The organism is Aeromonas sp. A35_P (assembly GCF_002259925.1).
GTDB classification, from domain to species: domain Bacteria; phylum Pseudomonadota; class Gammaproteobacteria; order Enterobacterales; family Aeromonadaceae; genus Aeromonas; species Aeromonas dhakensis.
In genome coordinates this window covers 57,604-71,841 of record NZ_NEVB01000111.1, presented here as the reverse complement: position 1 = coordinate 71,841, position 14,238 = coordinate 57,604, and the positions used below count along the sequence as shown (strand labels likewise).

Sequence of the window (14,238 nt, the reverse complement as noted above, 5' to 3'; positions counted from 1 at the left end):
GAACCTCGCCTGTGATACCGGGATGGAGGCGGGCTCGCCGCAGCGGGCCCGCCTTTGGGATTACAGCTTGCCGTCGCTCATGCACATGCGGATCTTGGCGGCGACCACCTCCTCCATGGCGGCCATGGCGGGCACCAGATACTGGCGCGGGTCGCTGGCATCCGGGTGGGAGGCCAGGAAGGCCTTCATGGCATCGGAGAAGGCGATCTTGAGCTCGGTGGCCACGTTGACCTTGCACACCCCGAGCTCGATGCAGCGGCGCACGTCCCGGTCGGGAATGCCGGAGGCGCCGTGCAGCACCAGCGGCACCGCGACCCTGGCCCGGATGGCGGCGAGACGCTCGAAGTCCAGGCGCGGCTCCTCCTTGTAGAGGCCGTGGGCCGTGCCGATGGCGACGGCCAGGGAGTCGATGCCGGTGCGCGCCACGAACTCGGCCGCCTTGTCCGGGTCGGTCAGATGGGCGTTGGCGGTGTCCACGATGAGGTCATCCTCCTGGCCGCCGAGCTGGCCCAGTTCGGCCTCCACGCTTGCCCCCATGCGGTGGCAGAAGGTGACGACCCGCTGCACCTTGGCGACGTTCTCCTCGAACGGCAGGTGGGAGGCGTCGATCATGGCGGAGTGGATGCCGGCTTCAACCTTGTAGTGGATATCTTGCTCGTCCTCGTGGTGGTCCAGATGCAGCACCAGCGGAATGCGGTACTGGTGGGCCGCCGAGGCGCAGATGGAAACCAGGTACTCGACCCCCGCGTGGCGGTAGGTGCCCGGCGTGGCGGCCAGGATCACCGGGGAGTTCAGCTTGGCGGCGGTGCGGGCCACCACCTCGACGGTCTCCAGGTTGTGGATGTTGAAGGCGGGCACCGCATAGCCGCGGCGCTGGGCATCTTTAAGCATTTCGTGGGACGAGATCAGATACATGAGGACTCCTTGGCGCCCTGGCGGGCACCAGCTTCAGGGAAAGAGAGCGGGGCAGGGGTGGGGAGGATCTCCCGGCCCGCCACCCAGATGTGTTGTTGATTGAGTTCCGCGGTCAGGGCGAGCAGGTTGGCCTGCTTGCCGACGGCCAGCGAGCCGAGGCGATGTTCCATCCCCAGCATCCGGGCCGGAGCCAGCGAAGCCATGCGGATGGCCTCCTCCAGCGGCACGCCGGCCAGCTGCACCATGTTGCGCACGGCGCCGAGCAGGGCGAGGGTGCTGCCCGCCAGGCCGCCGGTGTCGGTGCGCACCACCCCGTCCTTCATCTCCACCCGGTAGTCGCCGAGCAGGTAGTGGCCGTCCGGCATGCCGGCGGCGCGCATGGCATCCGTGATGAGCAGCAGGCGATCCCTGGCGCAGCAGTGACAGAGTCTGAGCACGCTCGGGTGGACGTGGTGGCCGTCGGCGATGAGCTCCAGCCAGGCATCGGGATGCACCAGGCCGGCGCCGACCATGCCGGGTTCTCTGTGGTGCAGGCCGCGCATGCCGTTGAAGCAGTGCACCAGCCCGGAGGCCCCCGCCGCCAGCGCCGCCATGGTGGTGTCGTGGTTGGCGGCGGAGTGACCCAGCATCACCCGGATGCCGGCCTGCTTGAGATGACGGATGGCGGCCAGCGCCCCGGTTTTCTCGGGGGCGAGGGCGACTACCTTCAGGGTGCCTCGCGCCGCCTGTTGCAGCCGGTCGAGCTCCGCCAGATCCAGCTCCCGGAACAGGGCCGGGTCATGGGCACCCTTGTTGTCCGGGGTGAAGTAGGGCCCCTCCAGATAGCTGCCGAGCAGTTGTGCGCCCGGCAGGGGGCCCGCCATGGCATCGGCGATGCGGCCCAGGGTGCTGAGGATGGCGGGCAGCGGGGCGGTGACCGTGGTGGCGAGGAAGGCGCCCACCCCTTCTGCCGCCTTGGCAAGGGAGAGGCGGGCCAGGACGTCGGCAGCCTCGTCCATCACGTCGACGCCGGCCCCGCCGTGGACATGGCCATCGATGAGGGCGGGCACCAGCAGCTCGACCTCCCGCACCGGGTCGTCGGCCGGTATGGGGGCGATGGCGGTGATGACGCCCCCCTCATGGGTCAGTACCTGGTGTGTCAGCCAGCCCTGCTCGGTCAGCAGGCGGCGGGCGCGGATCCGCTCTGCCATCTAGATCCCCTCCTCGGCCAGGGTCTCGGCCCGCTCGCGCGCCAGCTCGTCGACCAGGCTGGTGAGGCCGCGATGACCGCAGCACAGCGCCTGTTCACGAAACTGGGACGGGGTCAGCTCGCCGCGTTCCATCACCATCTCCAGCAGCAGCTGCAGATTGGTGCCGGTGACCACCTCCCGCCCGGGCTGGCGCAGCGCCAGGGTGGAGGCGACCCGAAACGGGGTTCCCCCCAGCAGGTCGGTCAGAAAAACCACCCCATCCCCTCGTTCAACCTGGGTCAGGGCGGTTTCGCACTGATCCTGCAGCAGGGCCGTGGTGGAGGACTCGGGAAAGTCGATGGCGACCACCGCCTCCTGCTCGCCGAGGATCTGCAGCATGGCCTGTTCCATGCCGCTGGCGAAGCCGCCGTGTCCGCAAATGATGATGCCCAACATAATCTGTTCCTTTACAGCAAAGGGCCGGCCTGGTGCCGGCACCGGATTAGAGGAAGCCTGCAAACTTGCCGACGATGCCGAGCACGACCGTGATGACGATGAGGCGCAGCGGGCTCCAGCCGCGGCGGATCAGCCCATACATGGCCAGGGTGTAGAGCAGTGGCAGGAAGGCGGGCATCAGCTTGTCGAGCACGTCCGCCTGCAGCTTCACCACCGCATCGCCGGCGGTGATCTCCAGGGTGGTGCCGAGCCGCACATAGGTGGCGACCAGGGCGCCGATCACCGTCATGCCGACGATGGAGGCGGCATGACCCACCTTGCGGGTGTTGGCCTTGATGAGCGGAATGGCGGCCACCCCCATGCGGTAGGCGTAGTGCGCCAGCCCGAAGCGCAGACCGAAGTGCACCAGGTTGAACAGCAGAAAGAAGACCACAGCCCCCATGATGGAACCCTGCAGGGCCAGGTCGGCGCCGATGCCGCCGCAGATGGGCAGCAGGGTGAGCCAGAACATGGCATCACCGATCCCGCCGAGCGGTGCACCGACCGCGATCTTGGTGCTCTGGATGCTGTTGACGTTCTGCTTGGAGCGTTCCATCGCCAGCACAATCCCCATCACGAAGGTGACCAGGAAGGGGTGGGTGTTGAAGAAGCCCATGTGGCCCTTCATCGCCCGGGAGAGATCCTTGGGGTTGGTGTGGATCTTCTGCAGTGCCGGCAGCAGGCCGTAGAGCCAGCCGGAGGCCTGCATCCGCTCGTAGTTGAAGGAGGCCTGCAGCAGCAGGGAACGCTAGGCGAAGCGGTTGATGTCCTGGCGGGTCAGCTCGGCCCCCAGCTGCTGATCTTCGTAGACGTCGTCGGAGACGGTGCTGGTCGGTTGCGGCTCGGCCGCCTGGGTCAGCCGGGTGGCGGTGTTGTTAGATGCCATCTTCAGTTTCCTCCTGGATGGGGCGGGCTTGTGTTGCCGGGTCCTTGCGCATGAAATCGATCAGAGCCATGGCCAGGGCGGCCGCGGCGATGGCCAGCACCGGCAGCTTGAGCCAGGCGGCGGCAACGAAACCGAGGATGAAGTAGGGGATGTAGACGTTCTTCATCATGATCTTGAGCAGCACGGCGAAGCCGATGGCGGGCATGATGCCGCCGGCGACGCCGAGGCCGTCGATGAGTCGGGCGGGCAGCACGTCGATGGCGGTCTTGGCGTGTTCGGCCCCGAAGTAGGTAGGCAGGAAGGCGCACAGGAAGTAGAAGGAGCCGAGCGCCAGCAGTGCCAGGTAGTTGACCCGCTCGATGCCGCGCACATCCCCCTGTTCCGCCATCCGGTCACAGCGGGACATGACCCCCGACATCACCGAGAAGAGGAAGGTGATCCCCATCTGGACCGCCACCGCGAACGGTACCGCGACCCCGACCGCCACATCCGGCTTGACCCCGGTGGTGATGGCGAAGGTGGCGCCGACTATGGTGCCGATGATGACGTTGGGCGGCTGCGCCCCCGCCAGCGGGGCCAGCCCCATCCAGACCAGCTCCAGGGTGCCTCCCACCAGAATGCCGGTGGGCAGGTCGCCGAGGATCAGGCCCACCAGCGGGCCCAGTACCACGGGCCGGTGGAAGTGGGTCAGGCCGTTGAACAGGTCAAGCCCGGCGAAGAACGCCAGCATGCCCAGCAAGAGCCCTTGCAACAAACTGATTTCCATCACAATTGTCCTTAATCAGATGAGGTTGAAAATGTCCTGTGCCGGTTCGGTCGGCACCCCCTGGACAAAGCAGGCGACGTGGGCGTCCTGCAGGGCGTGAAACGCCGCTATGTCCGACTCGTCCACCGATACCGTCTTGTGGATCTGACGCTTGCCGTCGGCGTAGTGCATGTTGCCGACGTTGATGCGGGGGATGGGCACCCCGCCCTCAACCAGGGTGCGAAAGTCCGCCGGACTCTTGCACACCAGCAGGATCTTCTGGCGTTCGGCGGCCTTGCCGATGTTGTCGATCACCTTCTGCAGCGGCCAGAAGCGCACTGCGATGCCCTCCGCCAGCACCATCTCCATCAGGTTCTGCTGGATGGGGTCCTCTGCGACTTCGTCATTGGCGACCAGCACCAGATTGGCGCCGGCGAAGCCGACCCATTGCACGCCGACCTGACCATGGATCAGGCGCTCGTCGATACGGCTCAGCACTATGTTCGGCATCAGACGCCTCCTTGCTGGTTGAACGGATAGATGTTGACCCCCTGCACGACCCGGTTGACCCGCCCGCTCGGGCAGGGGTTGTCCGGGGTGATGCCCAGCACCAGCGCGGTGTGGAAGGCGTAGTACTGGGCGTAGAGCAGGTAGCAGAGCGCCAGTTCGGCGTCGTCACCGTTGAGGGGGGTGGGCAGGTAGATGTGTTCGCCGGCGCTGATGAGCGGATCCGGCCGGTCGGCCAGGGCGACCACCCGGGCGGCATGGCCGTCCTGGCGCAGCTCGCCGAGCAGGTCCAGATCGTACTGGCGGGTATAGGGATCGTTGGACACCATCAGCACGATCAGGGTCTGCCGATTGATGGCCGACTTGGGCCCGTGGCGAAAGCCGGTAGGGGAGTCGTGCATGGCCATCACCTGGCCGGCGGTGAGCTCCAGCAGCTTGAGGGCCGCCTCCTGGGCCACCCCCTGCAGGCTGCCACTGCCAAGGTAGATGACCCGCTCCGGCAACGGCCGATCCCACTCGGGCACCTTCAGTTCGGCCTGGGGCAGGATGGCGTCCCCCAGCGCGATGAGCGGCTGGCTGGCGATCGGGTTGAACTGGCGCGGCAGGAACACCGCCAGACAGCTCAGCATCATGCTGGTCAGGCTGCTGGTCATGGCAAAACTGCGGTCGTGGGTCTGGGGCGGCATCAGCAGCGCCAGGGAGCGGGCATCCTTCTGACAGCGGCGATAGAGCTCCCCCTCGCCGTTGCAGGTCAGCACCAGGTGGTGGCACTCGCTCAGCAGCTGGCTGGCCAGCTCCACCGCCGCCACGCTCTCCGGGCTGTTGCCGGAGCGGGCGAAGGAGATAAGCAGGGTCGGGCAGTCCTGTGCCAGGTATTCGCCCGGATCGGTGACGATGTCGGTGGTGGCGATCGCCTCGAAGCGGCCGTTGAGGCGGGCACTGAGATAGGGGGCGAGGGCGCGGCCGGCAAAGGCGGAGGTGCCGGCTCCGGTCAGGATCACCCGCAGGTTGCCCCGTGACAGCAGGGGCAGCAGGAAGCGTTCAATGGTGGCGCGGCACTCCTCCACCATGGTGAGGGTCTCCCGCCAGGTGGCGGGTTGCTGGCGAATTTCACGGGCGGTGGCCAGGCCGTTGGCCGACCGCAGCGTCTCTTCTGGATAACCAAGGATCATCTCTACAACTCCTTATACAACCGGGGTCAGCCGGGAGTGGCTGGCGGGGGAGGCGCAGCAGGCCGCCGCGTATTGGCGCAGCACCTCCTGCACCTGATCGAGAATGAGGTCGTGCACCCGGGGCGACAGCGTGCCCTGGCGCACCTTGCGGTATTGCAGCGGCAGGTGCTGGCTGAGCAGCGGCAGGGGAATGGGTTCGGCGGCCAGGTTGGCCAGCAACCGGGCGTAGCACTCATCGACCCGGCTGTCGGGCCAGTAGTAGCGAATGCGATCGGAGTAGCTGTAGCCGCGGGCCAGCCGGCACTCGTTGGGGCTGCCCTGATAGTGGCTGCGCCAGAAGTCGGGGCGATCCAGCATGGTCTCTTCCAGCACCTGGCGCAGGCCCGAGCAGGCCTTGGCCACCACCAGCTCCTCCTCGATGGCGGCGAGGGCAAACAGTGCCTCGCGCAGGGCGAAGGTGAGGGCGGGGCCGACCTTGAGGATGGCGAAGTGATCGCGCACCAGCTGGTGGTAGGCATCCGGGGTCTGGTAATCGGTGGAGTGGGCCTCGAACACCAGATGGGGATAGGCCTCGATCATCCGGCTCAAGGGGGCGGCCCGCTCGGGGCGGTAGTCGATGACGTGGGTGTGGTCGAACTCCACGCCGGGCTGCACCACCAGACCGATCACCCGCGGCCAGAGCTGGGCCAGTCCGGCCTGCTCGAAGGCCTGCTGGTGGGCGGCCAGGGTGTGGTGCGCCGCCTCCGGCGTGGTGACCGCCAGCTCGGCCAGCTCTTCGTGGGCACCGCCCGGTACCGGCACTTCGGTGCCAATCACATAGACCAGGTCGCTGTGGCCAAACTGCTCTGTGGCGGTCTGCTCGGCCACGCTTGCCAGCCGGGCGGCGCGCACCGCCACCAGTTCGTCGGTCAGCGGCACCGGATCCCCCTGGCAGGACATGCTGCAGTCGAGGTGGATTTTCTTGAAGCCGGCCGCGACATAGCTGGCGACGAGATCCTCGGCGTGGGCCATGGCCTGTTCGGCGGGCTCGCTCTGCCAGCGGTTGGGGCCGAGGTGATCCCCACCCAGTACCAGCCGCTGCACGGGAAACCGGCACTCGGCGGCGAGCCGGTGCAGCAGGTCGCGAAAATCGGCCGGTGTCATGCCGGTGTAGCCGCCAAATTGATCCACCTGATTGGAGGTGGCCTCGACCAGCAGCAGCTGGTCTCCTTGCGCCGCCAGTCGCAAGGCCGCCTCCAGCACCAGCGGATGGGCGGAGCAGACGGCGTAGATCCCGACCTGCTCCCCCTGCTTGTGTTGTGCGACCAGATCCAGCATTGATTTCATTTCCCTCTTCCTCTTGGCCTGAACAAGATGCTTTGCTTTCGATTTCTTTCTTTACCCTAGGCGTACGGCGTTCGAAACGAAATAAAAGCGTGTTCACATCTTGAACAAGATCACAAAAAGAAATGAATCGAAAGGATTGTGGCTGTTTTAGGGAGTCTGACGGCACTTTTCAATTCAATGAAAGCTTGATTTGCCATCGAGGCTGAGTGTTAATAGGGAAACGTAACGAAGTGAAAGCTCTACTTTCACCACAGGACTCCGGCAGAGAGACTATGCAAATCACCGAAAAGAGCGTGCTCGGTACCAGCGAGCGACGGGAGCGCATCATTCAACAGCTGCGCAGCAATGGCAGCGTTCAGGTCAACGAGCTGGCCGGCCACTATCAGGTCTCCACCGTCACCATCCGCAACGATCTGGCATTTCTGGAGAAACAGGGGGTGGCGGTGCGCGCCTACGGCGGTGCCCTGTTGTGTGAATCCGGCCAGCCGGTGGCCGAGCGCACCATCGCCGACAAGAGCGTGCTCAACACCCCGGTCAAACAGCGCATCGGCGCCATGGCGGCGAGCCTGGTGCAGCCGGGTTGCCGCCTCATTCTCGACTCGGGCACCACCACCCTGGAGGTGGCACGCCACCTGCGCGATCACCAGGAGATAGTGGTGATGACCAACGGCATGAACGTGGCGAATGCCCTGCTGGAGGCGGAAGGGGTGGAGCTGCTGATGACGGGGGGCCACCTGCGCCGCAAGTCGCTCTCCTTCTACGGCGCCCAGGCGGATCTCTCCCTGCAGAACTATCACTTCGATCTGCTGTTTCTCGGGGTGGATGGCATCGATCTGGAGCGCGGCGTCAGCACCCATCACGAAGACGAGGCCAGGCTCAACCGCTGCATGTGCCACGTGGCCGAGCGGATCATCGTCGTGACCGACTCCAGCAAGTTTGGCCGGCTGAGCCTGCACAAGATCATCGATACCCGGCGCATCCACACCCTGATCACCGACGACGCCATCGCGGCCGAGACCCTGGCCGGTCTGCGCCAGGCCGGGATAGAGGTGCTGCTGGTGGAGGCCTGAATCGGTACTCGACGGAGAATGCAAAAGAGGGACGCCATGGCGTCCCTCTTTCGTGGTCGGGGAGAAGCTCAGCGTTGCGCGGGAAAATAACGCTCGAGCAGGAGGAGGGAGGATGGCCTGACGTTCGGCGTTCTTCTGCTTTGGGCAGAATGGCGTGATACCGGTAGGGATGAGGGTCAGTCTGACTCGGGAAAGTAACGCTCGAGCAGGGCTGTCAGGATGGCCTGGCTCTCGCCATCCGCTTCACCGCTGACCAGCGCGGGCCGAAAGTGGAGCTGAAAGGCGCGCAGGGCGGCGCGGCTCTGCTCGTCCCAGTTGCCGCTCGGGGTTACGCCATAGCCGTAGCGGGCCAGCCGTTGCTGCCAGCCGAGGGCATCCCAGGCAGGCACCGGCTGCTGGCGCAGCTCGGCCAGCCGGGTTTCATCGGGCCAGGCGCCCACCCCGTAGTGCAGGGCCAGCTCGCGCCAGGGGAAGTGGGGGCCGGGATCCTGCTTGCGCTCGGGGGCGACGTCGCTGTGAGCCAGCACCTGGGTGGGAGGGATCTGGTAGCGCTCGACCAGCTCGCGGCCGAGGGCGCCGAGGGCGGCTATCTGTGCCCGGGTGTAGGGTTGCCAGCGCCGCTGGTGGGCGGGCAGCAGCTCATCCTGTGGCGGGTAGCCGAGGTTGACGATCTCGATGCCAAGAGAGCTGGCATTGAGCCCCGTATACTGGTGCCAGCGGCTGCGGCCGGCATGCCAGGCGCGCCGGTTGTCGGGCACCAGCTGGTAGACCGGCAGCGGCCGCTCATGGGTATCGCGCGGGATAAGGTAGTGGGCGCTCACCTGATGGGCCGGCTCGGTCAGCAGGCGCAGGGAACGCTCATCGTCTTCATCCGTGTAGTGCAGGATCAGAAAGGCGATGCGCTCGTTCTGGCTGGCGCTCTGATGGTCGTTGTTGAGCCGATAGGGGGCTGGCTGACAGGCGCTCAGCAGCAGGGTGAGGCAGAGGGCATACCAGTGCCGGCAGTTGCCCCATGGCCGACGGCGCCCACCCACCGCCAGCAGGCGGGATGATGGTGAGCGCAGACGCCGGCCCATGGTTCAGCCGCGATACTTGGCGGTGAGGCCGATGAGGAAGTTGCGCAGGATCTGATCCCCGCAATCCTGGTAGTGCTTGTGGTCCCGTGAGCGGAACAGGGCGCTCAGCTCGGACTTGGAGAGGTTGAAGTTCGCCAGCTTGAGGGTGGCGAGCATCTCCTCTTCCTTGAAGTTGAGGCCGATGCGCAGCTTGCGCAGGATCATGTTGTTGATCCGGTTCGGGATCACCTGGGGCGGTGCATCTTCCCGCGCGCCGCGGCGCACCAGGATCAGGCCGTCGAGGAACTGGCTCAGGGCCGAATCCGGGCAGGCGGCAAAGCCAGCCTCCTGCACCTCACCCTCTTCTGCCTCTTTCATCAGCCAGCCGTGCAACTGGGTGTGGGTGACGGTCAGGTTGCCCTTGGCGAACATGTCGACCATCTGGTCGTTGCTGATGCTGAGGGCGTAGCGCAGGCGGCGCAAAATATCGTTGTTGGTCATGTCGACTCCTGTGGAAACGGCGCAACTTTATCATCTGGCGGGGCCCGCGTCAGAAAAAGCGGGCCACCCTGTCAGGCGAGATAGCGGGGAGCCTCCTGGCGCACCTGCTCCATCGCATCCTGCAGCTCCAGCAACTCGGGCTCGAGTTCGGCCACCGCCACCCCGTCTCGCAACTGCTGCTCCAGCTGGGAGAGCAGCCGCTGCAGGCGAGGCACCCCCGAGTAGGCGCAGCCGCCGTTGAGGCGATGGAGCTGGGCCAGCACCTCGCTATCCTCCACCTGGCCGGCGAGCGCAGCCTCCAGCACCGGATCCACCTCGTCGAAACTGGTCATCAGCATGGTCAGCATCTCCTTGGCGAGATCCAGCTTGCCCGCCGCCTGGCGCACCGCCAGCGACCAGTCGATCTGCTGGCTGGCGTGATTCTGGTGGCGACGATGGGCGAAGTCGGTGATGAGCTTGGCCAGCATGGCCTCGTCGATGGGCTTGGCCAGGTAGTCGTCCATGCCCTGGCGGATCAGCCGCTCCCGCTCGCCGGGAATGGCGTGGGCGGTGACCGCGACGATGGGGGTCTCGGTGTTGAGGGACTGGCTGCGAATAGCCTGGGTGGCGCTGATGCCGTCCATGATCGGCATCTGGATATCCATGAAGATGATGTCGAACGGCTGGCTCTGGGCCAGTCTGACCGCCTCCTTGCCGTTCTTGCACACCACCACCTGGCTCACCATCTCCTTGAGCATGGCGGCGATGAGCTTGAGGTTGGCTGCGTTGTCGTCCACCGCCAGCACCTTGATCTCCTGCACGCTGCGCGGGGAGGGCTCTGGCAGCGGGGCGCTGCGCGCCGCCTCGGGGGAGAGCAGGGCGTGCAGCAGCTTGCGATGGTTGATGGGTTTGGAGAGGCAGTGCTGGGCACCGTGGGCCAGCATGGCCTCGTAGAGCGAAGGCTCGTGGCTGCTGAGCAGCACTATGGTGTTCTGCTGGCCATCCAGCCCGTCGAGGCGCGCTACCACCTGCTGCGGGCTGTGCTGGGTACCGCTGCCGATGATCACCATGTCCTGGCTGCTCATCTCGGGCCAGGGGTCGTCGCCGGTCAGGGAGTGCACTTGCAACTGCCACTCCGCCAGCAGGGCGCAGATGGCGGAGTGGCTGAAGGGATCCGGTTCCAGCAGCCAGACCCGCTTGCCCTGGATGCGATCCAGCGGCAACCGGTCGGTCTGGGGCAGGGGGGAAACCTCCAGATCCAGGCTGAAGGAGAAGACAGATCCCTTGCCGAGTTCCGATTCGAAGCGGATCTGCCCCCCCATCTGCTGCACCAGCTTCTGGGTGATGACGAGGCCCAGGCCGGTGCCGCCATAACGGCGGGAGATGGACGAGTCGGCCTGGTTGAAGGCCTGGAACAGCTGGCGCTGCTGCTCTTCCGAGATGCCGATGCCGGTGTCGCGGATCAGCACGTTGAGTCGCACCTTGTTGCCACTGAGGCTGCCGGTCTGCTGGATGCGCACGTCCACGTTGCCGCGCTCGGTAAACTTGATGGCGTTGCCGGTGAGGTTGGTGAGCACCTGCTGCAGGCGCATGGGGTCTCCGGTGAGGTAGTCCGGCACCTCGGCATCCACCTGCAGGGAGAGCTCCAGCTGCTTGTCGTGGGCGCTGGGGCCGAGCAGGTGCATGGTCTCGTTGAGGGTGTCGCGCAGGCTGAAGGGGATGTGCTCCAGCTGCAGCTTGCCCGCCTCCAGCTTGGAGAAGTCGAGGATGTCGTTGATGATGCCGAGCAGGTTGCGTGCCGACTTCTCGATGGTCTGCATGTAGTCGGTCTGGCTCGGGGTCAGGCTGGTCTTGAGCAGCTGGCGGGTAAAGCCGATGACCCCGTTGAGCGGGGTGCGCAGCTCGTGGGACATGTTGGCGAGGAACTCCGACTTGACCCGCGCCGCCTCCTGCGCACGCTTCTTGGCCATGTCGAGCTCGACGTTCTGGATCTCTATCTGCTCCAGCGTCTCGCGCAAGTCGGAGGTGGCCTGATCGATGTTCTGCTGCATCTCCTCGTGGTATTCCGAGAGCGCCTTGGCCATGGCGTTGATGCCGTTTTTCAGCATGTCCAGCTCGCCGGTGAGCTGACCGCTGACCCGGGTATCGAGCCGCCCCTCCCTGATCTTGTGCACCGCCTGCACCATGTCGGTGATGGGCTGGGTCACGCTCTTGACCAGCCGAAAGCCGAACAGGGTACTGAAGGCGATGCCGATGAGCACCATGATCACCGCGAAGAAGGTGTCGCGGTATTGCAGGATCATGGCCCGATCGGTGGTCATCTGCATGGATATGTAGCCGATCATCGGCGGCTCCACGTCGCTCGGCAGCGGGAAGCCGTCCATGCTGGTCTCGGCCTGGATCGGGGTGCGCAAGATGATGTCGTCACCATAGAGGGTGACGCTGGTGAGCTCGGGGATCTGGCTGCCGTCCGGCAGCCGCAGCCGGGTGAAGTCCCTGTGGTAGTTGGACGTCACGAACAGCTGGTTGTCCTGGGTGAAGACGGCGATGGACTTGATGAGCGGCGAGTTCTTGCGGTGGGTGAGGCCGATCAGCCGCTTGAGCGACTCGCGGCTGTGCTGGGTCATGCCGTATTCACTGGCGATGGCCAGCGGCTCTATGATGTTGATGCCCTGATCGATCAGGTTGTTTTCCAGCTGCTGATAGCGGTGGAAGGTGAAATAGCCGGCCATCAGGCCGCCGATGATCAGGGTCGGCAAGATGGTAAAGGCCAGCACACGCGCCCGAAGGCCGTATTTGGTCATGCGGATGATCCCCCGAAGAGCAGGGTTGGCAATGGCGTAAACGAGCGGGTGCGGGCCCACAGGCCGTATTTGGTCATACTATTATTCTTGTGGGACAATAGCCTGCTGCAGATTCCACAATCATGACATAGCCACCTATAGGCACCAAGTTTTATGGCCCAGTTTTTCAAGCCCCAAAAGAAACCCACCCAGCCCCAACGCATTGAATTTACGGTAGACAGCCTGGATCACCACTGCGTCGGGATCGGCCGCCACCAGGGCAAGGCGATCTTCATCGAAGGGGCGCTGCCCGGTGAGCAGGTCAAGGCCCGCATCCTCGAAGACAAGAAGCAGTATGCCCACGCCGCCCTGCAACAGGTGGTGACCCCGGCGGCCAATCGCATCGCCCCCTTCTGCAGCCACTACCGCGAGTGCGGCGGCTGCAGCGCCCAGCACCTGGCTGAGGCGGATCAGCGCGCCGCCAAAGAGGCCGGCCTGGTCAGCCTGTTCGAGCGGCTCGGCAACATCCAGCCCCCGGCGCTTGAGCCCGTGCTGGGCGGGGAGTCCCGCGCCTATCGCCGGGTCTGCCGGCTGGCCATCAAGTTCGACAAGAACGGCCGCTGCACCCGGGTGGGCTTTCGTCGTCGCCAGTCAAACGATCTGGTGGAGATCAGTGGCTGCCCGGTGCTGGCCGAACCGCTCTCCGCACTGATCGCCCCGCTGCGCGAATGCCTCAACCGCCTCAAGAGCCAGCGTGAGCTGGGCCATGCGGAGCTGATCCAGGCCGAGCAGGGGATCCTGATGCTGCTGCGCCATACCGGCCGGCCGACCGAGGCGGATCGGGCGCAGCTGATCGAGTTTGCCGAGGCGCAGGGGATCGACCTCTATCTGCAGGCGGCCGACGAGCAGATTGAGCCGCTGCACCAGCAGTTTGCGCCCTCCTACTCGCTGGATGGCCTGTCTCTTGCATTCGCTCCCGGTGACTTCATCCAGGTCAACGGCCCGGTCAACCAGCGCATGGTAGAGCAGGCGCTGAACTGGCTCGAGGCGGGCAAGGATGACAAGGTACTCGATCTCTTCTGCGGCATCGGCAACTTCACCCTGCCGCTGGCCCGTCAGGCCCGCGAAGTGGTGGGGGTCGAAGGGGAGCTGGCCATGGTGGCGCGCGCCGAAGAGAACGCCCGTCGCAATGGCATCGAGAACGCACGCTTCTACAAGGCTGACTTGAACGGTGACATCGCCGGCATGTCCTGGGCACGGGAAGGGTTCGATCTGGTGCTGCTGGATCCGGCCCGTCCCGGTGCATTCGAGGTGATGGAGCACGTCGTGAAACTTTCACCCAGACGGGTGGTCTACGTTTCCTGTAATCCGGTCACCCTGGCGCGCGACAGCCAGGTGCTGGTGAAAGGGGGCTACCGGCTGGTGCGCCTCGGCATGCTCGACATGTTCCCGCACACCGGCCACCTGGAGTCCATGGCGCTGTTCGAGCGCAAATAGACGAGCGATGATGGGCAAAACGGACGTGGTGGCGGTGCCATGGGAAGGGCAGCCGTTACCTGACGATGGTGGCGTCCATAACGCTGTCTGGGCAGGCATGATTGGGGTAATCTAGACCCTTGTAAATCGGCAGGGCCT

The 14,238-nt window shown here is 65.4% G+C and carries 12 protein-coding genes and 1 pseudogene; 2 read left to right on the top strand and 11 right to left on the bottom strand.

Annotation, left to right across the window (positions count from 1 at the left end):
* Nucleotides 1–60: 60 nt before the first annotated feature.
* The 8 genes and pseudogenes from CAK78_RS08235 to kbaZ all read right to left on the bottom strand — a co-directional run bounded on the left by CAK78_RS08235 (nucleotide 61) and on the right by kbaZ (nucleotide 7,215).
* Nucleotides 61–915 (bottom strand): tagatose bisphosphate family class II aldolase, encoded by an 855-nt coding sequence (locus CAK78_RS08235; RefSeq protein ID WP_094696961.1) that lies wholly within the window; start codon nucleotides 913–915, stop codon nucleotides 61–63.
* A complete protein-coding gene (nagA, locus tag CAK78_RS08230; RefSeq protein ID WP_094696960.1) occupies nucleotides 906–2,105 on the bottom strand; it encodes an N-acetylglucosamine-6-phosphate deacetylase in 1,200 nt (399 codons plus the stop codon). Before nagA ends, CAK78_RS08235 begins: the two co-directional genes overlap by 10 nt.
* Nucleotides 2,106–2,540, bottom strand: a complete 435-nt coding sequence (agaF, locus tag CAK78_RS08225) for a PTS galactosamine/N-acetylgalactosamine transporter subunit IIA (protein WP_010635027.1) — start codon at nucleotides 2,538–2,540, stop codon at nucleotides 2,106–2,108. It abuts the gene before it with no gap.
* Nucleotides 2,541–2,586: 46 nt separating this feature from the next.
* Nucleotides 2,587–3,465, bottom strand: a pseudogene (gene agaE / locus CAK78_RS08220) (PTS N-acetylgalactosamine transporter subunit IID).
* Nucleotides 3,455–4,231: a PTS N-acetylgalactosamine transporter subunit IIC gene (gene agaW, locus CAK78_RS08215; protein WP_094696959.1), complete on the bottom strand. Its 777-nt coding sequence runs from the start codon at nucleotides 4,229–4,231 to the stop codon at nucleotides 3,455–3,457. Before agaW ends, agaE begins: the two are co-directional and overlap by 11 nt.
* 15 nt (nucleotides 4,232–4,246) lie before the next feature.
* On the bottom strand, nucleotides 4,247–4,720 hold the full coding sequence (agaV, locus tag CAK78_RS08210) for a PTS N-acetylgalactosamine transporter subunit IIB (protein ID WP_094696958.1): 474 nt from the start codon (nucleotides 4,718–4,720) through the stop codon (nucleotides 4,247–4,249).
* A complete protein-coding gene (locus CAK78_RS08205; RefSeq protein ID WP_017780936.1) occupies nucleotides 4,720–5,889 on the bottom strand; it encodes an SIS domain-containing protein in 1,170 nt (389 codons plus the stop codon). The genes agaV and CAK78_RS08205 overlap by 1 nt, the downstream gene beginning before the upstream one ends.
* Before the next feature lie 12 nt (nucleotides 5,890–5,901).
* Entirely contained in the window at nucleotides 5,902–7,215 is a 1,314-nt protein-coding gene (gene kbaZ, locus CAK78_RS08200; RefSeq protein WP_094696957.1) for a tagatose-bisphosphate aldolase subunit KbaZ, read from the bottom strand.
* A 272-nt stretch (nucleotides 7,216–7,487) separates the two neighbouring features.
* Here kbaZ and CAK78_RS08195 point away from each other — a divergent pair, with 272 nt between their 5' ends.
* A complete protein-coding gene (locus CAK78_RS08195) occupies nucleotides 7,488–8,285 on the top strand; it encodes a DeoR family transcriptional regulator (protein WP_005309410.1) in 798 nt (265 codons plus the stop codon).
* 176 nt (nucleotides 8,286–8,461) lie between these two features.
* Here CAK78_RS08195 and CAK78_RS08190 read toward each other — a convergent pair whose 3' ends face one another.
* The 3 genes from CAK78_RS08190 to barA form a co-directional block, all read right to left on the bottom strand.
* Nucleotides 8,462–9,361, bottom strand: coding sequence for an N-acetylmuramoyl-L-alanine amidase (locus CAK78_RS08190; RefSeq protein WP_094696956.1), 900 nt, complete (start codon nucleotides 9,359–9,361; stop codon nucleotides 8,462–8,464).
* A 3-nt stretch (nucleotides 9,362–9,364) separates the two neighbouring features.
* Nucleotides 9,365–9,841, bottom strand: coding sequence for a DUF1456 family protein (locus tag CAK78_RS08185; protein WP_094696955.1), 477 nt, complete (start codon nucleotides 9,839–9,841; stop codon nucleotides 9,365–9,367).
* 71 nt (nucleotides 9,842–9,912) lie between these two features.
* Complete coding sequence (barA, locus tag CAK78_RS08180) at nucleotides 9,913–12,624, bottom strand: two-component sensor histidine kinase BarA (RefSeq protein ID WP_094696954.1); 2,712 nt, start codon at nucleotides 12,622–12,624, stop codon at nucleotides 9,913–9,915.
* 153 nt (nucleotides 12,625–12,777) lie between these two features.
* On the opposite strand from barA, the gene rlmD reads away from it, so the two are divergent.
* Nucleotides 12,778–14,100 carry a 23S rRNA (uracil(1939)-C(5))-methyltransferase RlmD gene (rlmD, locus tag CAK78_RS08175; protein WP_094696953.1) on the top strand — a complete coding sequence of 441 codons (1,323 nt, stop codon included), beginning with the start codon at nucleotides 12,778–12,780 and terminating at the stop codon, nucleotides 14,098–14,100.
* Nucleotides 14,101–14,238: the final 138 nt, after the last annotated feature.

Bases quoted from the DNA above. Each gene is read 5' to 3' on its own strand.
- agaV (WP_094696958.1), bottom strand. From the start codon at position 4,720: ATGCCGAACATAGTGCTGAGCCGTATCGACGAGCGCCTGATCCATGGT.
- agaF (WP_010635027.1), bottom strand. From the start codon at position 2,540: ATGTTGGGCATCATCATTTGCGGACACGGCGGCTTCGCCAGCGGCATG.
- CAK78_RS08190 (WP_094696956.1), bottom strand. From the start codon at position 9,361: ATGGGCCGGCGTCTGCGCTCACCATCATCCCGCCTGCTGGCGGTGGGT.
- CAK78_RS08185 (WP_094696955.1), bottom strand. From the start codon at position 9,841: ATGACCAACAACGATATTTTGCGCCGCCTGCGCTACGCCCTCAGCATC.
- nagA (WP_094696960.1), bottom strand. From the start codon at position 2,105: ATGGCAGAGCGGATCCGCGCCCGCCGCCTGCTGACCGAGCAGGGCTGG.
- CAK78_RS08195 (WP_005309410.1), top strand. From the start codon at position 7,488: ATGCAAATCACCGAAAAGAGCGTGCTCGGTACCAGCGAGCGACGGGAG.
- CAK78_RS08205 (WP_017780936.1), bottom strand. From the start codon at position 5,889: ATGATCCTTGGTTATCCAGAAGAGACGCTGCGGTCGGCCAACGGCCTG.
- agaW (WP_094696959.1), bottom strand. From the start codon at position 4,231: ATGGAAATCAGTTTGTTGCAAGGGCTCTTGCTGGGCATGCTGGCGTTC.
- barA (WP_094696954.1), bottom strand. From the start codon at position 12,624: ATGACCAAATACGGCCTTCGGGCGCGTGTGCTGGCCTTTACCATCTTG.
- CAK78_RS08235 (WP_094696961.1), bottom strand. From the start codon at position 915: ATGTATCTGATCTCGTCCCACGAAATGCTTAAAGATGCCCAGCGCCGC.
- kbaZ (WP_094696957.1), bottom strand. From the start codon at position 7,215: ATGAAATCAATGCTGGATCTGGTCGCACAACACAAGCAGGGGGAGCAG.
- rlmD (WP_094696953.1), top strand. From the start codon at position 12,778: ATGGCCCAGTTTTTCAAGCCCCAAAAGAAACCCACCCAGCCCCAACGC.